Raw genomic sequence first — 18,154 nt, forward strand, 5'->3', positions numbered from 1 at the left:
ATGTTCGACCGCGCCAGCACCTTCGGCGAGGCACTCGACGATCCGGACGCCCGCGCGATCCTCGAGCGGTACCTTCCCGGCGTCGCCGCCTCGCCGATGGCGACGCAGTTCCGGAACGGCCGCCTCGGCCAGCTCGTCGCGATCGTCCCCGCCCTCGAGGACCTGGAGGAGCGGGAGAGGTTCTTCGCCGCGCTCGCAGAGGTGGGGTCCGGGGGCGGGCGCCCCCCGTACGCACCCGCGATCGACCCCGACGGGGCCTACGAGGGCGACAATGTCCCCCGCGCCTCGGCGGAGGTCGCCCTCCCGGCGCCGACGCCGCTGTGGGACCCGCTCGAGGTGCGCATCGCCGGGCCCTCGCACGGCAACCCGTTCGTCGACGTCGAGCTCGACGCCGTCTTCCGCCGGGGCGGCGAGGAGATCCGCGTGGGCGGTTTCTACGACGGCGACGGCGTCTACGTCGTCCGCGCCCTCGCCGACACGATCGGCACGTGGACCTTCGAGACCCGCTCGACCGCGCGGTCGCTCGACGGTCTCACCGGCACCGTCGAGGTGGTCGCCGCCCGCGAGGGCTCGCACGGACCGGTGGGCGTCGACGGTCTGCACTTCCAGCACGCCGACGGCACCCGCCACCGCCCGGTCGGCACGACCGCCTACGCATGGACCCACCAGCCCGAGGAACTCCAGCAGAAGACGCTCGAGACCCTTGCCGAGGGCCCCTTCGTGAAGCTGCGCATGTGCGTCTTCCCGAAGTCGTATCTCTACAACGCCAACGAACCGGCCGACTTCCCGTTCGTCGGCACCCTCGAGGGCGGTTTCGACCACACCCGGTTCGACCCCGCGCATTTCCGACGCCTGGAGCAGCGCATCGCGGACCTGGCGGCCCTCGGCATCCAAGCGGACCTCATCCTCTTCCACGCCTACGACCGGTGGGGCTTCGCCGACCTCGGGCCCGCCGTCGACGAGCGGTACCTCCGGTACGTCGTGCGACGCCTGTCGGGATTCGCGAACGTCTGGTGGTCGATGGCGAACGAGTACGACCTGCTGTGGTCGAAGGACCTCGACGACTGGGAGCGGCTCGCCGCCGTCGTGGGAGAAGAGGATGCCTTCGGCCACCTCAACTCGATCCACAACTGCCGCCCCGTCTACGACTACGCCAAGCCGTGGATCACGCACGTCAGCATCCAGCGGGTCGACGTGTACCGCACCGCGGAGAACACCGACCAGTGGCGCGAGGAGTGGGGCAAGCCCGTCGTCATCGACGAGTGCGCGTACGAGGGCGATATAGACCAGGGCTGGGGCAACATCACCGGCGAGGAGATGACCCGCCGGTTCTGGGAGGGAGCCGTCCGCGGCGGCTACGTCGGCCACGGTGAGACCTACTATCCGCCCGCGCTCGGAGGCGCGGCATCCGTCGGCGATGACGACGAGGTGCTGTGGTGGTCTAAAGGCGGCGCACTGCACGGCTCGTCGCCGGCACGGATCGCCTTCCTCGAGCAGCTGCAGGCCGAAGCGCCGGACGGTGTCTGGGACCCGCTGCCGGGCGATTGGGACGTCCCGTGGGGCGGCGTCGCCGGCCGAGTGAAGGTGGGTTACTTCGGCTTCAACCGGCCGCGGTTCCGGAACGTCATCCTCGACGAGGGCGAATGGCGCGTCGAGGTCATCGACACGTGGGGGATGTCCGTCGAGGAGCTGCCGGGGATGCACCGCGGTCAGGTGCGCGTCGAGCTGCCGGGACGGCAGTTCATGGCTATCCGCGTCACGCGCGTCGACTGAGCGAGTCCCACGTCCAGGCGAGTACCTCGGCGATGTCGATCGTCGGGTCGACGCCCTGCTGCAGCTGCAGGCCGTCCGAGAGGGCGAGCAGGACCGTCGCGGCCATGTCGGCGTCGAGCCCGGCTGCCACACCGCCCGCCTCCTGGCGCGCCCGGACATCGGCTGCCACGACGGCGTGAACGCTCAGCTGACGCTCCTCGAAGAAGGCGCGGGCGGGGTGATCGGGGGCGGATGCCGCGACCTGCAGGTTCGTGTACAGGTGCACGAGCGCGGGCGACTCGGCGTTGCGCCGCGCGACCCGCACCGACGGCGGTTCGGCGCCGGCCTGCTCGGCGAGGGCTTCGCGGGTCGCGGCGTCTCGCTCCCGCAGCACCTCGACGAGCAGGTTCTCCTTCGTGCCGAAATGGTGGAGCATGCCGGCCTGCGTCATGCCCACCTCGGCAGCGATGTCGCGCAGCGAGGTGGCCCCGAACCCGCGCCGCCCGATGACCTCGAGGGCGGTCTCGAGGATCAGCTCACGACTCTCGCGCCCCTGCGCGGAGTTCCGGCGTTCACGCATCGGCGGGCGTCACCACGATCGACGGAGTTCCGGCTTCGTACACCGGATCGGCCGTCCCACCGGGGACGTCGGAGTGCCCGGCGAGGACGGCCGCCTCGTCGCGGGGGATCTCGAAGGGCAGTCGTCCCGCCGCCGTCACCCGCCCGGTGAGCACATCGAGGAGCGCCGCCTCCGAGGCCCCGAACGTCGCCACGACGGCGTGCGCGTGCGCCGCGACCGGCTCGAGCAGCGCGGGCCGTTCGAGGTGCACGGTGACGATGGTCGGTGTCGCCGCGGCGACCTCGGCAACCCCTGCCACGAGTGCCTCGTCGAAGGCGAGCGAGCCGGCGTGGAAGTGCGCCTCGAGCATGTACTCGTCGCGCGGCTCGAACGGCGGCTGCAGCCGCACGAGGCTGACGTCGGCGCTGGCGGCATCCGCCGTCGGCACCAATCCCGCATCGCGGATCGCGTCGTCGGACACCTCGGGGGCATGCACCGCCGTTCCCGGACGAAGGGGAAGGACGGATGCGACCTCCCCCGCCCCGCCGGGCAGGATCACGGCCGAGCGCGACTGCGCCCGGTCCCCCGCCGCGCGGAACTCGGCGCTGCCGACGATCTCACCCGCGGCATCCTCGTCGACGAACGGGTCGTCGAAGAGGCCGAGCTCGAACTTGACGGTCAGAAGGCGCGCGACCGAGACGTCGAGGCGGGACTCCGGAACGGCTCCGGAGCGCACGAGCTCGAGCACGAGCGCCGGGTCGTCCTCGCCGCCGAACTGGTCGACGCCGGCGTCGAGGGCCTTGCGGACGCGCTCGATCTCGCTGAGGTGCTCGACGCCCCACGACCGCGGCGGCAGCACCTTGCCCATGAGGCGCGACTCGGTGATGAGCCCCCAGTCGGTGCAGACGACGCCGGTGAAGCCGAGCTTCTCGCGCAGCAGGCCCGTGATGATCTGGTGGTTGAAGCCGAAGGCGACCTCCTCGACGGGCTCTCCGTCGAGGACCACCCCGCGGGGGATCCCGTACGACGGCATGATCGCCGAGACACCCCGGTCGATCACACGGCGGAACGGTTCGAGGTGGTACTCGAACATCCCGCCGGGGTACACCTGGTCGGTGCCGTAGGGGAAGTGGGGGTCCTCACCGTCCTTCTCAGGCCCGCCACCGGGGAAGTGCTTGGCCATGCACGCGACGCTCGCCGCCGTCAGCCGGTCGCCCTCGAATCCGTCGACGTAGGCGACCCCCAGACGTCCGACGAGCTCGGCATCCTGACCGAACGTGCCGTACTGACGCGGCCAACGCGGTTCGGTCGCGACGTCGAGCATCGGGTGGAGTGCCGAGCGGATGCCGACGGCCAGGTACTCGCGCCGCGCGATGTCGGCGAACTCCCGCACGAAGCCCGGGTCGGCGAGCGCGCCGAGTCCAAGGGGCTCGGGCCAGGCCGAGAGGTGACCGGCCGTGAACGACGCCCCCACGTTCTCGGTGAAGGAGTGACGCGGGTCGGTCGAGATGGTGACCGGGATGCCGTGGCCCGATGCGGCGGCCACGCGTTGCAGCCCGTTCACCCACCGGGCCATGGCGCGCGGATCGGGGATCTGGTGGATGTTCAGGTGCGTGACGTGCATGCCCTCGATGAACTCGCGCGCCGCGGTGCGCCCGGGCATCGTAGACGGCCCGTCGACCTCGCCGTCGGTCGTCGTCGGGACGATCGTCTGGATCATCAGCCCCGCCTTCTCCTCGAGGGAGAGTCTCGAGACGAGGTCGGCGACGCGCTCCGCGACCGGCAGGCGCGGATCCTCGTACGGGTCCATCACCCCGTTGCGGTTCAGATCGCGGTAGCGCGCGCCGTCGGGGGCGGTGGAAAAGGATGCGGTCACTGCGGTCTCCTGCGACGTCGTCGTGGCGGGCGGGTCCTGGTGGCCCCGGTGCCCAAAGACTAAATAACGTTCAGTGGTTTTCGCAACGAGGCTGTGGCCGCGGATCCGGGGATTGGCCGGGGTCAGCCCTCGGTCGACGAGGCCAGACGCGCGGCCGCGGTCGCCATGTGCGTGGCCATCGCGGACGCCGCGGCATCCTCGTCCTTCGCCTCGACCGCGCGGAACACCGCGTCGTGCTCGGCGATCGCCAGACGCGCGGCGGCGGCGTCGTGCACGGCTCGGTCGGCGTAGACCTGCAGGAGCGAGCGCACCACGTGCAGCAGGTCGACGAGCGCGGCGTTGCCGGCGGCGCGGGCGAGCGCGTCGTGGAAGGCGGCATCCGCTCGTGCGAAGGCGGCGAGGTCCGCATCGGCGGCCCTCATGCGGGCGAGCGAATCGGCCAGGCGCGAGATGTCGTCGGAATCCGCCCGCGACGCGGCGAGGCGGGCGCAGTAGATCTCGAGTCCCGAGCGGACGTCGAGCAGATCGTCGGTGCTGCGCCGTCCGATCAGCAGGCCCCAGCGCAGGGTCTGCGGCAGCAGGTCACTCGCCGTCCCGCGAAGGTAGGTGCCCGAGCCGGGCCGGACGTCGACGATGCCGAGGATCTCGAGGGCGGCGAGTGCCTCGCGCACGGCTGAGCGGCCGACGCCGAGCGTGACCGAGAGCTGACGCTCGGGAGGCAGGCGCGTGCCGGGCTCGAGGTCTCCGCTCGTGAAGAGGTCCATGAGCCGACGCGCGACTTCCGAGACCGGCGTGCCGGAGGGCAGCACCCCGAGGGACGCCGCGATGTCGGCGGAGCGGTCGGACGGATAAGCGGGCACGGGATCAAGATACGGGAGAGAGCGCGGGATCGCGGCGCCGGCGCTCTTGCAATTGGTCAACCGGTTGTGCACAATGACGATGCGGGACACCCGCACCCCCGACCCGAGGAGCAGCACGCGATGACGCGCCTGTGGAACGATCCGGCGGACTTCGCCGACGAGATGATCGACGGTTTCGTCGCCGCGAACGGTCGCTACGTCGAGCGCGTCACGGGCGGCGTCGTCCGCAGCACCCGCGTGCCCGACGGCCAGGTCGCCGTCGTCATCGGCGGCGGGTCCGGGCACTACCCGGCCTTCGGCGGCCTCGTCGGGCCGGGCCTCGCGCACGGCGCGGCTCTGGGGAACCTCTTCGCCTCCCCCTCGACGCAGCAGGTCCATGCCGTCGCCTCGGCCGCCGACGCCGGCGGCGGCGTGCTGCTGAGCTACGGCAACTACGCCGGCGACGTGCTCAACTTCGATGCGGCGCAGGAACGCCTGCGCTCCGAGGGCATCCCCTGCGAGACCGTCGTCGTCACCGACGACATCGCGAGCGCCGGCCCCGCCGAGCGCGATCGTCGCCGCGGGATCGCCGGCGACCTCACCGTGTTCCGCGCCGCGGCCGCCGCCGCCGCCGCCGGGTACGACCTCGCGGGCGTGGCACGCGTGGCGCGCCTCGCGAACGACCGCACCCGCTCCTTCGGCGTCGCCTTCACGGGGTGCACCCTCCCCGGCGCGGACGCTCCGCTGTTCTCGGTGCCCGACGGTCGCATGGCGGTGGGCCTCGGCATCCACGGCGAACCCGGCATCGACGAGACCGACATCCCGACCGCCGACGGCCTCGCCGAGATGCTCGTGGCGCGGCTGCTCGCCGAACGCCCCGACGGTGCCGACGGTCGCGTGGTCCCGCTGCTCAACGGTCTCGGCTCACTGAAATACGAGGAGCTGTTCGTCGTGTACCGCCGGGTCGCCGCTCTCCTCGACGAGGCGGGGCTCGAGATCGTCGACCCGCACGTGGGCGAGTACTGCACCAGCTTCGACATGGCGGGGACATCGCTGACCCTGTTCTGGCTCGACGACGAGCTCGCCGACCTGTGGGAGACCCCCGTCGACGCCCCCGCGTACCGGCGCGGCGCGGTCCCGACGACGGAGCGGCGGGATGCCGGGCGCACCGCCGCGGCGTCCGGGGCGGACGACGTCGCCGGCGACGCCGCATCCGTCCTGCTCGCAGCGACGGTCGTGGCCGCACTCGACACCGTCGCGCGGACGATCGACGAGCACGTCGACGAGCTCGGACGCATCGACGCGGTCGCGGGCGACGGCGATCACGGGATCGGGATGCAGCGCGGATCGCGCGCCGCCGTCCGCGCCGCGCGGCAGGCCGCCGATGCGGGTGCCGGTGCGGCGACGACGCTCGCCCGGGCGGCAGACGCGTGGTCGGACCGCGCCGGCGGGACCTCGGGTGCCCTGTGGGGTCTGCTGCTCGCCGAACTCGCCTCCCGTCTCGGCGACGCCGGCCGGCCCGACGCGACGCGCATCGCCGACGGCGTCGCAGCGGGCGTCGGCGCCGTCGTCTCGCACGGCAAGGCGGAACGCGGCGACAAGACGATGGTCGACGCGCTGCTCCCCTTCACCGAGACGCTCACGGGCGACGTCGCGGCGGGTGCGCGTCTCGCGGATGCCTGGCGCACCGCGGCCGTCGCGGCGACCGACGCGGCCGCAGCCACGGCCGACCTGCTCCCCCGCAAGGGTCGGGCCCGCACACACGGCGAGCACGCCGTGGGCACGGTCGACGCCGGCGCCCACTCCTTCGCCCTGATCGTCACCGCCGTCGGCGAGACCCTCGCCGCGGCCCCCGTCATCAGTCGGTCCGCATCGGCCGACACCCCCGAGAGGAACTGACATGACCGAGCCCCTGCGCATCATCGTCGGCAGCGACGACGCCGGCTTCGACTACAAGGAGATCCTCAAGCACGACCTCGAGCAGAGCGAGGGCGTCGCGTCGGTCGTCGACGTGGGCGTCGGCGCCGACGGCCACACGCCGTACCCGAAGGTCGCGATCGAGGCGGCCGAGCGCGTCGCCCGCGGCGAGGCCGACCGGGCGCTGCTCATCTGCGGCACCGGGCTGGGCGTCGCGATCGCCGCGAACAAGGTCGCGGGCATCCGGGCCGTCACCGCACACGACTCGTTCTCGGTCGAGCGCGGCGTGCTCTCCAACGACGCGCAGGTGCTCACGATGGGGCAGCGGGTCGTCGGCCTCGAGCTCGCCCGTCGGCTCGTACGCGAGTGGCTGACCTACCGGTTCGACCCGTCCTCCGCCTCGGCGTCGAAGGTCGCCGTCATCGGGGAGTACGAGAGCACCGGATCCTGCTGATGCCGCAGGTCACGGTGGGGGTCAGCCTGAAGGCGTACTTCGGGCGGCGTCGGGCGCGCGCGTGGTTCGCGCAGGCATCCGCCGTGCTGCGCGCCCACGAGGGCGTCCGCAGCGGCGCCGTCGAGGTCTTCGTGATCCCCACCTACCTGCAGATCGACGACGCCGCCGGCGCGTTCGCGGGGACCCTCGCGCGCCTCGGCGTGCAGGACGTCTCGGCGCACGAGCCGGGCCCGTTCACGGGCGAGGTGACCGCCGCGGAGGTGGCCGAATCCGGCGTCGCGTATGCCGAGGTCGGCCACGCCGAGCGACGCCGGCTGTTCGGTGAGTCGGACGAGGTCGTCGCCGCGAAGACCGCCGCGGCGCTCCGCCACGGCGTGACGCCCGTACTGTGCGTCGGCGAGGACGAGCGGCAGGATGCCGAGTCCGCCGCGACGGCCACGGTCGCCCAGCTCGCGCGCGACCTCGCCGGCGCCCCGGCCGGACCGATCGTCGTCGCCTACGAGCCGGTCTGGGCGATCGGCGCCCCCTCGCCCGCGCCCGTCCCCCACATCTCGGCAGTGACCCGCGCGCTCCGCGCAGCGCTCGACGCGGACCAGGACCGCGCGGGCTCGCGCGTCATCTACGGCGGCTCGGCGGGGCCCGGCCTGCTCGGCGAACTCGGCGACGCCGTCGACGGACTCTTCCTCGGCCGGTTCGCACACGACCCGGCGGCGTTCGCCGCCGTCCTCGACGAGGCGCACGCCCTCGCGCTCCGCCGGAGCGCGCCGTGATCGGGCTCGGGACGTACGCCTTCTTCTGGGAGCACTCCGACCGCTCCCCCGACCCGCTCCCGCTCGTCGGCGCCTTCGAGCGCACGCGCGAGCTGGGCGTCGAGCTGTTCCAGATCTGCGACTACGCCCCCCTGACCGGGATGTCGGACCGGGAGGTCGGGGATGCCGCCCGCGCCGCGCGCGAGCTGGGGCTCCGCATCGAACTCGGGACGAAGGGCATCGGACTCGACCACCTCGAACGGTTCCTCGCGCTGGCGGAGGCGTTCGACGCGCGGCTCGTGCGCAGCATGGTGTTCGGGCCGGACTCGCGGCCGACGCCCGCCGAGGCCGGCGCGCTGCTGCGCGCCATCCTCCCCTCGTACGAGTCGGCCGGGGTCACACTCGCCCTCGAGACCTACGAACAGCTCGCGACCGACGACCTGCTCGGCCTCGTGCGCGACGCGGACAGCACGCACCTCGGCATCTGCCTCGATCCCGCCAACGTCGTCGCGCGGCTCGAATCCCCGCGCACGTGCGTCGAGCAGACCGCCCCTGCGGTGGTGAACGTGCACGCGAAGGACTTCGCGTTCGACCGGCAGCCCGGCTGGGTCGGCTTCACCTACTCGGGAGCCCGCATGGGCACGGGCCTGCACGACTACCGACACCTGCTCGACACCGTCCGCCCGCGGGAGCGCGGGATCAACGAGATCGTCGAGCACTGGTTGCCCTGGCAGGGCGACCCCGAGACCACCATCCGCACGGAGCGGGAATGGACCCGCGCCACCCTCGACCACCTGAGGAGCTTCGAATGAGCCACACCATCGCCGTCATCGGCGCCGGAGGGAAGATGGGCATGCGCGTGTCCAACAACCTCGTGAAGACCGACCACACCGTCCACTACGTCGAGAACTCGCCCGCCGGTCGCGAGCGCACGATCGCCGCGGGCCGGAAACTGACCGACGCCTCCGTCGCGGTCGCCGACGCCGACATCGTCGTGCTCGCGGTGCCCGACCTCGCCCTCGGCGCCGTCACGGCCGAGCTCGTCCCGCAGCTGAAGACCGGCGCGATCGTGCTGACGCTCGACCCCGCCGCCGCGTACGCCGGGCTCCTCACGACCCGTGACGACGTCATCCAGGCCGTCGCGCACCCGTGCCACCCGTCGGTGTTCCTCGAGCGCACCACGAAGGAGGAGTGGGCCGACACCTTCGGCGGCATCGCCGCCCCGCAGGACGCCATCGCCGCCGTCGAGTCCGACAACCCCGAGCACGCGCGCATCGTCGAGGAGACCGTCCGCGCGATCTACGCACCGGTCATCGACGTCCACTTCGTCACCGTGAAGCAGCTCGCGCAGCTCGAGCCGACGCTCGTCGAGACCGTCGCGTGCATGATCGGCTCGCTCCTGAACGAAGCGCTCGACGAGGCGATCCACACGATGGGCGTCCCCGAGGCGGCGGCGCGCAGCATCCTCTACGGGCACACCCAGGTGGCGCTCGCCAACGGCCTGCGCGGTGACAACCCGTTCAGCGACGCGTGCCTGATCGCGATGGACTACGGTCGCGAGAGCATCATCAAGGAGGACTGGAAGAAGATCTTCCGCGACGACGAGCTCGATGCGAACCTCGCGCGCATGCTGCACCTCGACCACATCGAGCGCTGACCCGGAGATGAGCGACATGGCACGACTGCACGGCAAGACCGCCCTCGTCACCGGCGCCGCCCTCGGCATCGGCGCGGCGGTGACCGAGCGCTTCGCCCGCGAGGGCGCCCGCGTGATCCTCGCTGACCGCAACGGCGACGGCGCGGCAGCCGCAGCCGCGCGGATCGGCGAGGCCGCAATGGCGGTGACGATGGACATCTCTGACGAGGCGTCGGTCGAAGCCGGGTTCGCGGCGGCAACGGACGCCGGATGGGCGCCGAACGTGGTGGTGGCGAACGCCGGCATCCAACTGTTCGGTCAGGATGCACCGGCGGCCGACCTCGACCTCGACGTCTGGCGCCGCACCATCGACGTCAACCTGACCGGCGCCTTCCTGACCGTGAAGTACGCCGTCCGCACGATGCTCGCCCTCGGCGGCGGGTCGATCATCCTCACCGGCAGCCCCACCGCCGTCAACGGCGAGGGCAGGGACTTCACCGCCTACAGCGCCTCGAAGGCGGGGATGCACGGGCTCTCCCGCACGGTCGCGGCGGCGTACGCCGACCGCGGCATCCGGGTCAACACGGTGCAGCCCGCCTACACCGAGACGCCGCTCGTGTCGGCCATCAGCGAGGATCCGGAGTCCCGTGCCGCGATCGTCAGCCGCATCCCGATCGGCCGCGCGGGGACGCCCGACGACGTCGCCGGGATCATGGTCTACCTCGCGAGCGACGACGGTTCTTTCGCGACCGGGGCGACCTTCCAGGTCGACGGCGGGATGACCTCGCTCTGACATGGTCTGGCACACCGAGCACCCGTCGTGGCGGAGCGGGCCCTGGTCGCTCGAGCTGCGGGGCGACGAGCTGGCCGACATCGCCGTCCACGGCACGGTGGTGCTGCGCAGCGTCCGGGCCGTCGTCCGCGACGCCGACTGGAACACCGCGGACCTCGTCGTGGACCGCGTGCGGAGCACCGACGTCACGCTGACGCTGCACGTGCGCTCGGAGGGGCTCGGGTCCTCGTTCTCGGGCGTCGTCCGCGTCGAAGCCCGGCCGGCGGGGCTCCGGGTGCTGCTCGACCTCGAGGCGGGTGCCGCGTTCGACACGAACCGCACGGGCCTGGTCGTCCTGCACCCGCCGTCCCTGGCCGGCGTGCCCGCCGAGGTGCGGCATCCCGACGGCACCGGCGAGCGCACCGCCTTCCCGCGCGCCATCAGCCCGCACCAGCCGATGCGGGACATCGCCGGGCTCACGTGGCAGGTACCGGGCGCGACGGTCGACGTCGCGTTCGACGGCGACGTCTTCGAGATGGAGGACCAGCGCAACTGGACCGACGCCTCGTACAAGACCTACAGCCGCCCGTTGGACCTGCCGTTCTCGTACCGCGTCGAGGCCGGGGAGCGCGTGAGCCAGTCGGTGACGATCGAGGTGGTGGGCGAGCCTGCCGCAGCCAAGACGGACGACGGCGACGTGCTCACGCTGCGCGACGGCGGACGCTTTCCGCAGATCCTGCTGGGCGCGGCGACCGCGCCGGACCCGGCCCCCACGGTGGCGCCCGTCGGCGACGGCCTCGTCGTCGAGCTCGACCTCGGCACCCCGACCTGGCCCGCCGCATTGGCCCGGGCCGCGGCGTCCGCCGTGCCCCTGGATGTGCGGGTCATCCTCGGCGACGACGCCCATGCGCTGGATGCCGCGGCCGCAGCGCTCCGAGGGCTCGACGTGCTGCGGGTCGCCGCTTTCCAGCCGGGCGTCGCCGCGCGCCACGTGTCGGACGTCCCGGCGACCGCCGCGCTCCGCGCGGCGCTGGACCGCGCCGGCATCCGTCTGCCCGTCATCGGCGGCTCGCGATCCCACTTCACGGAGCTGAATCGCGAACGGCACCGGCTGCCGAACGACCTCGACGGCATCCTCACGACAGTCACCCCCCTGTTCCACGCGACCGGCACCGAGCAGCTCGTCGAGTCCGTCGCCATGCAGCGGCTCGTCGCGACACAGGCGGTGGGGTACGCCGATGGCACACCGGTGCACATCGGGCCCGTCTCGCTGCGACCGCGCTTCAACGACGTCGCGACCGGTCCGCAACCGGCGCCCACCCGCGGCGACCTGTCTGAGGGCTACGGAGCGGAGTTCACCGGCACGACGGACACGCGTCAGTCAGCGCCGGAACTCGCCGCGTGGACGGTTGCGAGCGCGGCGGCGCTCGCGGTCCCCGGGGTCGCCTCGCTGGCGTTCTTCGAGGAATGGGGACCGCGAGGCATCCGCGCCTCCGACGGGACCGACATGCCCGCGGCATCCGCGCTGCGCGAGCTCGCCGCCGGCTCGGGCGGCGCGCTGCTCTGGGGTGACAGCCCCGACGGCCTGGTCTGGGCGATCGGTCATCGACGGGGCCGTCGCACGACGCTGCTCGTCGCGAACCTCGACCGCGCGGCGCGCTCGGTGACCGTATCCGTCGACGGCGTGGAGGACGGGATCGACCTCGCCCCCGCAACGTTCCGCACGGTCGAGCACTGAGCGGGCGCCGTCCGGGGCAGCGCTCCGAGCTGTCAAGGGGGCGGATGCCGAGCCCCACCGCGCGTAGCGTGCCGCCATGAGCGACGCATCAGCAACCCCCGAGCAGGACGACCCCACCGGCGGCGACGAGGGCACGGAGAACCAGCTCGACGCCGACAACGCCGTCGAGGAGGATACCCTCAAAACCCTCGACCCCGACGACTCGCCCGCCTGAGCGGCCGCCTCACGCCTCGCGTGTGATGAGGACCTCCACTTCGAGGCGGCTCTTGAACGGCCCGGCGTAGACGCCGCGCAGGGGCGGAACGTCGTTGTAATCGCGGCCGCGGCCGACGGTGACGTGACGGTCGCCGATCTCGGCGTCGTTCGTCGGGTCGAAGCCGTGCCAGGAACCCGCGTACCACTCGATCCAGGCGTGCGACTCCCCGACGACGGGCACGCCGACCTCGGCGGTGGGGTTCGGGTGCAGGTAGCCCGACACGTACCGCGCCGGAATCCCGACCGACCGCAACGCGCCGAGAGCGATGTGAGCCATGTCCTGGCACACGCCCTTCCGCTCCACCCACGCCTCGGCACCGGTCGACTGCACCTCCGTCGCGCCCGGCACGTACTCGACGGCCTGACCGATTGCCGTCGCTATCGCGAGGGCGGCGTGCGAGGGGTTCTCGTGCTGTGCGGCGATGCCCGCGGCGAGGTCCGCGACCTCGGGGTGGGGTTCGGTGCGCCGCGTCTGCGACAGCATCTCGACCGTGCCGATCGACCGCTGCGCGTCGCGCGTTAGCGCCTCCCACGACATGTCGGGGTGGGTGAGCGGCCGCGCACGCACCTCGACGAGCGAGCGCGCCGTGATCTGAAGGGCGGAGTGCTTCGCGAGCACGTCGAAGGCCGCCACCCGGGTGCCGAAGTAGTCGACGAAGTAGTTGACGGTCGTCGACGGGTCGATGTCGAGCTGCGAGCTCAGGACGAACTGGCTGTCGCTCGTCGTCGGCAGCATCCGAGCCTCGTTGTACGACGCCCCCACCTCGCCCGGGTAGTCGAAGCCCGTCGTGTGCTCGATGCGCAGCCGCTTCATGAGGTCTCTCCGATCCAGCTGGGTTCGGCCTGGGTCGGGAAGAACCGTGCCCGGATGGCCTCGGACGCCTCGCGCGTCACCGACTGCACGCTCTGCATGTGGGCGGGGAGCTCGGTGAGCACCTCGTCGATCGGCCGGTACTCGAGTTCGTTGCGCATTCGCCCGAGGGCGCGCAGCACCGAGTTCGAGTGCCCGACGCGGTCGGCGACGGGGTCGATCGCGCTCATGCACTGCTCGGCGGTGCGGATCGAGTGGATGATCGACCGCGGGAACAGCCGGTCGAGCAGCAGGAACTCGGCCGCGTTCTGCGAGCTCGGCATCCCTCGGTAGGTCCGCAGGTACGCCTCGTACGCGCCGCACGAACGCAGGATGGTCGTCCAGGACGGACCGGATGCCTCGGTCAGCGACCTCGTCGCGAGCATCCGCGCGGTCATGTCGGTGCGCTCGATGGCCCGCCCGAGCGTGAAGAACTGCCAGGCCTCGTCGTGACTCGTCGAGTTGTCCGTGACGCCGACGGCGAGCGCGGCACGTTCGCGGACCCACTGGAAGAACTCGTGGGTCTTCTCGTCGTTGAGGCGGCGCGGCATGCGGGAGTACGTCGTGTTGAGTGTCTCCCAGAGCTCGGTCGACACGATCTCGCGCGCCCGACGGGCGTTCTCGCGGGCGGCCTGCAGCGAGTACGCGATGGACGAGGGGTTCGTCCGGTCCACCGCGAGGTGCGTCAGGACGTCGGCGCGGGTGACCGCGCGGCCGCCCTCCGGCGCGGGGGTGCCCATGACGCCCATGAGCGAGCGGCACGCCGTGTCCTCATCGATCCACGGGTCCTCGAGCAGCAGTTGCAGGTGCACGTCGAGGATGCGGGCGGTGCCGTCCGAGCGCTCGATGTAGCGCCCGATCCAGAACAGGCTCTCGGCGATCCGGCTCAGCATGCGTCCTCACCTCCGTCGGCGTCGCGCCCCTGCTGCTGCTGTTCCTGCTGCTCCGCGGTCGTGCGCGGCCGGTCCTGCGGCGAGTGCGCCGGCTCGTCCTGTGCGTCGTAGATGATCGGGATGGCCGAGGTCGCGGTGGCCTGCTCGGCGACGAGTCCCGCGAGCGACTGCGACTGCCCGTACTCGCCTCGGCCCGGTGCCTCGCCACCGACGATCCAGGTGTCCTTCGATCCGCCGCCCTGGCTCGAGTTGACCACGAGCTGCCCCTCGGGCAGGGCGACGCGGGTGAGACCACCGGGGAGCACCCACACCTCGTCGCCGTTGTTGACGGCGAAGGGGCGGAGGTCGGCGTGGCGGGGTCGCATCCCGTCGTCGACGAGGGTCGGAATGGTGGACAGCATGACGACCGGCTGCGCGATCCAGCCGCGCGGATCGGCGCGGAGCTTCGTGCGCAGTGCGCCGAGCTCAGCGGGGCTGGCGTCCGGACCGACGACGAGGCCCTTTCCGCCCGATCCGTCGACCGGCTTCACGACGAGCTCGTCGAGCCGGTCGAGCACCTCTTCGAGGGCGCCCGGGTCCTCCAGGCGCCAGGTGTCGACGTTCTTGAGGATGGGCTCCTCGGCGAGGTAGTACCGGATCAGGTCGGGCACGTAGGTGTAGAGCAGCTTGTCGTCGGCGACACCGTTGCCCACCGCGTTCGCGATCGTCACTTTGCCCAGGCGCGCCGCGAGCATGAGCCCGGGGGCCCCGAGCATCGAGTCGGCACGGAACTGCAGCGGGTCCAGGAAGTCGTCGTCGACCCGGCGGTAGATGACGTCGACGCGACGCGGACCGCGCGTGGTCCGCATGAAGACCTTGCCGCCCTGGCAGACGAGGTCGCGCCCCTCGACGAGCTCGACTCCCATGAGGCGGGCGAGCAGGGTGTGCTCGAAGTAGGCGGAGTTGTAGACGCCGGGCGTCAGCACGACGACGTTCGGGTCGTCGACCCCGGGCGGGGCCGAGTTCCGCAGCGCCTGCAGCAGCTTGTTCGGGTAGTCGCCGACCGGCCGCACCCGCATCGAGACGAAGAGCTCGGGGAGGGTCTGCGCCATGACGCGGCGGTTCGAGATCACGTAGCTGACGCCGGACGGCACCCGCACGTTGTCCTCGAGGACGCGCATCTCGCCGTGCTCGTCACGGATGAGGTCGATGCCGGAGACCTGGATGCGCACGCCGTTGGCGGGACGGATGCCGGCGGCCTGACGGTAGAAGTACTGCGAGGACGCGATCAGCCCCGCCGGCAGAACGCCGTCGCGCACGACGTGCTGGTGCCCGTACGCATCGTCGAGGAAGGCCTCGAGCGCGCGGACGCGCTGCTGCACGCCTTTCTCGATGCGCGACCACTCGTCGTAGGCGATGACCCGGGGCACGGCATCCAGCGGGAACGGCCGCTCCTCGCCTGCGAAGTCGAACGTCACGCCCTGCGCGAGGTACGAACTGGCGAGCGATTCGGTGCGTCCGCGGAGCTCCTCCTGCGTCATCTGGGCGAGCGCCTGGTACAGCTCCCGGTACGCCGACCGGGAGCGCGCGGCCTCGCCCGGGTGCGCGATCTCGGCGAACATCTCGTCGAACGCCGGGACGCCGGAGGGGGTCTTGCGCGGTGCCAGCGTGGAACCGTATCCGTCGAAGAGGTCACCCATGCGACGAGCCTAATCCGGGCGGTGTTGCCGGAGTGTTTCGCCGGGCGGTCAGTCCGCGAGGGCGAGTCGCAGCTGCTCGACGGCCCAATCGATCTCGGTAGCGCGGATGATCAGCGGCGGCGCCATGCGGATCGTCTGGCCGTGCGTGTCCTTGACCAGGACGCCGCGCGCGAGAAGCCGCTCGGCGACCTCGCGGCCGGTCCCCTTCGCCGGATCGATGTCGACGCCCGCCCAGAGGCCCGCGACGCGGATCCCGGTCACGCCCGCACCGATCAGCGGCTCGAGACGGGAGCGCAGGTGATCACCGAGGGCGAGCGCACGCTGCTGCAGGTCGCCGGTCGCGAGGAGGTCGACGACGGCGAGCCCGACGGCCGCGGCGAGCGGATTGCCCCCGAAGGTCGACCCGTGCTCGCCGGGGTGGATCACACCGAGGACGTCGCGGTTCCCGACGACGGCGGAGACCGGGAGGATGCCGCCGCCGAGCGCCTTGCCGAGCAGGTACAGGTCGGGCACCACGTCCTCGCGTTCGCACGCGAACGTCGTTCCGACGCGACCGAGGCCGGACTGGATCTCGTCGGCGATGAACAGCACATTCGCCGCCGTGCACGCCTCGCGGACCGCGCGGAGATACCCGTCCGGCGGGATCACGACGCCCGCCTCGCCCTGGATGGGCTCGATCAGCACTGCAGCGGTGTTCTCGTCGATCGCCGCCGCGAGGGCCGCGGCATCCCCGTAAGGAACGATCTCGAATCCGGGGGCGAACGGACCGAAGCCGTCGCGCGCCTGCGGGTCGTCACTGAAGCCGACGATCGTGGTCGTCCGACCATGGAAGTTGCCCGACGCGACGAGGATCTTCGCGCGCCCCTCGGGCACGCCCTTGACCCGGTACGCCCAGGCGCGCGCGACCTTGATGCCGGTCTCGACCGCTTCGGCGCCGGTGTTCATCGGCAGGACCATGTCCTTGCCGGACAGCTCGGCGAGCGCAGCCGCGAAGTCGCCGAGCCGGTCGTTGTGGAATGCCCGGCTCGTGAGCGTCAGCCGGCCGAGCTGCGCGGTGGCCGCCGCGACGAGGGCGGGATGCCGGTGCCCGAAGTTCAGCGCCGAGTAGGCGGACAGCAGGTCGAGGTAACGCTTGCCCTCGACGTCGGTCACCCAGGAGCCGTCGCCTTCGGCGACGACGACGGGGAGCGGGTGGTAGTTGTGGGCGACGTGGGCCTCTTCGGCCGAGATCACGGCGTCCGACGCGGGCAGATCGAGATCGGTCATCGCGCACCTCCGCGCAGTTCGAGCGTGCAGCACTTGATGCCGCCGCCGCCGAGCAGCAGTTCGGACAGATCGATGGGGACGGGGACGTAGCCGCGCTCCTCGAGCTGGGCGGCGAAGTCGGTCGCGCGCGGCGAGACGAAGACGTGGAGTCCGTCGCTGGCTGCGTTCAGTCCGAAGACGGCACCGTCGGCATCCGACACCTGGATCGCGTCGGGGTAGCGCACGGCGAGCTCGCGACGGGAGTCCTCGTCGAACGCGGAGGGCAGGTAGGCGATGTTCGCCCGCTCCACCCCGCCGGCGCCCTGGACGGGGTCGAGGACCGTGATCGCGGTGTCGAGGTGATAGAACCGCGGGTCGATCAGCCGCAGCGAGACGACCTCGCGCTCGAACACCTCCGCCAGCTCGCGATGGCTGTCGCCGACGGAGCGGAAGCCGGTGCCGGCGAGGATCGTGTCGCCGACGAGGAGGAAGTCGCCCTCACCCTCCTGCACCTCGGTCGGCTCGATGACCTCGAACCCTTGCGCGGCGAACCAGTCCATGAAGGGGCGCTCCTCACCGCGGCGCTCGTCGACGCGGAACCGGACCCCGAGCGCCCGACCGTCGATGATGAACCCGCCGTTCGCGGTGTAGACCATGTCGGGTAGACCCGGGACCGGGTCGATGAGGTCGACCTCGTGGCCGAGCTCGATGTACGCGTCGTGGAGCGCCTGCCACTGGCGGACCGCCTTGGCGGTGTCGGTGGGACGCGACGGTTCCATCCACGGATTGATGCTGTACGACACCGTGAAGTGCTCGGGGCGGCACATCAGGTACCGACGGCTCTGGGCGATACGGTTCGGCGTCTCGGTCGGCGTCGTCATTCTCGCTCCTCGTCTCCGGGGCGGCGGACGCTGTCCTGAGGCCCGACGGAGCTCTGCAG

Annotated in this window: 17 protein-coding genes; 9 read left to right on the forward strand and 8 right to left on the reverse strand. The window is 71.9% G+C overall.

Annotation, left to right across the window (positions count from 1 at the left end; genetic code table 11):
- On the forward strand, nt 1-1,773 hold the full coding sequence (locus ABCU91_RS00685) for a DUF5605 domain-containing protein (RefSeq protein ID WP_413354359.1): 1,773 nt from the start codon (nt 1-3) through the stop codon (nt 1,771-1,773).
- Here the strand turns inward: ABCU91_RS00685 and ABCU91_RS00690 are convergent.
- The 3 genes from ABCU91_RS00690 to ABCU91_RS00700 all read right to left on the reverse strand — a co-directional run bounded on the left by ABCU91_RS00690 (nt 1,757) and on the right by ABCU91_RS00700 (nt 5,047).
- The gene (locus tag ABCU91_RS00690; RefSeq protein WP_413354360.1) at nt 1,757-2,332 is read right to left on the reverse strand and encodes a TetR/AcrR family transcriptional regulator; all 576 of its coding nucleotides are present in this window, start codon (nt 2,330-2,332) and stop codon (nt 1,757-1,759) included. The genes ABCU91_RS00685 and ABCU91_RS00690 overlap by 17 nt on opposite strands.
- Nucleotides 2,325-4,187 (reverse strand): glycoside hydrolase family 3 protein, encoded by a 1,863-nt coding sequence (locus ABCU91_RS00695; protein WP_413354361.1) that lies wholly within the window; start codon nt 4,185-4,187, stop codon nt 2,325-2,327. The genes ABCU91_RS00690 and ABCU91_RS00695 overlap by 8 nt, the downstream gene beginning before the upstream one ends.
- Before the next feature lie 122 nt (nt 4,188-4,309).
- Complete coding sequence (locus tag ABCU91_RS00700) at nt 4,310-5,047, reverse strand: FadR/GntR family transcriptional regulator (RefSeq protein ID WP_413354362.1); 738 nt, start codon at nt 5,045-5,047, stop codon at nt 4,310-4,312.
- A 120-nt stretch (nt 5,048-5,167) separates the two neighbouring features.
- Between ABCU91_RS00700 and ABCU91_RS00705 the strand changes: the two genes are divergently transcribed.
- The 8 genes from ABCU91_RS00705 (at nt 5,168) to ABCU91_RS00740 (ending at nt 12,506) form a co-directional block, all read left to right on the forward strand.
- Complete coding sequence (locus tag ABCU91_RS00705) at nt 5,168-6,925, forward strand: dihydroxyacetone kinase family protein (RefSeq protein WP_413354363.1); 1,758 nt, start codon at nt 5,168-5,170, stop codon at nt 6,923-6,925.
- A 1-nt stretch (nt 6,926) separates the two neighbouring features.
- Nucleotides 6,927-7,397, forward strand: a complete 471-nt coding sequence (locus ABCU91_RS00710; protein ID WP_406924592.1) for a ribose-5-phosphate isomerase — start codon at nt 6,927-6,929, stop codon at nt 7,395-7,397.
- Nucleotides 7,397-8,167 carry a triose-phosphate isomerase family protein gene (locus ABCU91_RS00715; RefSeq protein WP_413354364.1) on the forward strand — a complete coding sequence of 257 codons (771 nt, stop codon included), beginning with the start codon at nt 7,397-7,399 and terminating at the stop codon, nt 8,165-8,167. Before ABCU91_RS00710 ends, ABCU91_RS00715 begins: the two co-directional genes overlap by 1 nt.
- Nucleotides 8,164-8,958 carry a sugar phosphate isomerase/epimerase family protein gene (locus ABCU91_RS00720; protein ID WP_413354366.1) on the forward strand — a complete coding sequence of 265 codons (795 nt, stop codon included), beginning with the start codon at nt 8,164-8,166 and terminating at the stop codon, nt 8,956-8,958. Before ABCU91_RS00715 ends, ABCU91_RS00720 begins: the two co-directional genes overlap by 4 nt.
- Complete coding sequence (locus tag ABCU91_RS00725) at nt 8,955-9,803, forward strand: phosphogluconate dehydrogenase C-terminal domain-containing protein (RefSeq protein ID WP_413354368.1); 849 nt, start codon at nt 8,955-8,957, stop codon at nt 9,801-9,803. Before ABCU91_RS00720 ends, ABCU91_RS00725 begins: the two co-directional genes overlap by 4 nt.
- A 16-nt stretch (nt 9,804-9,819) precedes the next feature.
- The gene (locus ABCU91_RS00730) at nt 9,820-10,575 is read left to right on the forward strand and encodes an SDR family NAD(P)-dependent oxidoreductase (RefSeq protein WP_406924588.1); all 756 of its coding nucleotides are present in this window, start codon (nt 9,820-9,822) and stop codon (nt 10,573-10,575) included.
- Nucleotide 10,576: 1 nt separating this feature from the next.
- A complete protein-coding gene (locus tag ABCU91_RS00735) occupies nt 10,577-12,292 on the forward strand; it encodes a hypothetical protein (RefSeq protein WP_413354370.1) in 1,716 nt (571 codons plus the stop codon).
- 76 nt (nt 12,293-12,368) lie between these two features.
- Nucleotides 12,369-12,506 carry a hypothetical protein gene (locus ABCU91_RS00740; protein WP_413354372.1) on the forward strand — a complete coding sequence of 46 codons (138 nt, stop codon included), beginning with the start codon at nt 12,369-12,371 and terminating at the stop codon, nt 12,504-12,506.
- Nucleotides 12,507-12,515: 9 nt separating this feature from the next.
- Here ABCU91_RS00740 and ABCU91_RS00745 read toward each other — a convergent pair whose 3' ends face one another.
- From ABCU91_RS00745 to ddaH, 5 genes are read right to left on the reverse strand one after another with little or no spacing between them, the layout of a single operon-like run.
- Entirely contained in the window at nt 12,516-13,361 is an 846-nt protein-coding gene (locus tag ABCU91_RS00745) for a transglutaminase family protein (protein ID WP_413354373.1), read from the reverse strand.
- Nucleotides 13,358-14,290, reverse strand: a complete 933-nt coding sequence (locus ABCU91_RS00750; protein ID WP_091356892.1) for an alpha-E domain-containing protein — start codon at nt 14,288-14,290, stop codon at nt 13,358-13,360. The genes ABCU91_RS00745 and ABCU91_RS00750 overlap by 4 nt, the downstream gene beginning before the upstream one ends.
- The gene (locus ABCU91_RS00755) at nt 14,284-15,969 is read right to left on the reverse strand and encodes a circularly permuted type 2 ATP-grasp protein (protein ID WP_413354375.1); all 1,686 of its coding nucleotides are present in this window, start codon (nt 15,967-15,969) and stop codon (nt 14,284-14,286) included. The genes ABCU91_RS00750 and ABCU91_RS00755 overlap by 7 nt, the downstream gene beginning before the upstream one ends.
- A gap of 48 nt (nt 15,970-16,017) precedes the next feature.
- Nucleotides 16,018-17,235, reverse strand: coding sequence for an ornithine--oxo-acid transaminase (gene rocD / locus ABCU91_RS00760; protein ID WP_413354377.1), 1,218 nt, complete (start codon nt 17,233-17,235; stop codon nt 16,018-16,020).
- A complete protein-coding gene (ddaH, locus tag ABCU91_RS00765; protein WP_413354379.1) occupies nt 17,232-18,095 on the reverse strand; it encodes a dimethylargininase in 864 nt (287 codons plus the stop codon). Before ddaH ends, rocD begins: the two co-directional genes overlap by 4 nt.
- Between the last annotated feature and the right edge of the window lie 59 nt (nt 18,096-18,154).

The organism is Microbacterium phoenicis (assembly GCF_047302325.1).
Taxonomy (GTDB): domain Bacteria; phylum Actinomycetota; class Actinomycetes; order Actinomycetales; family Microbacteriaceae; genus Microbacterium.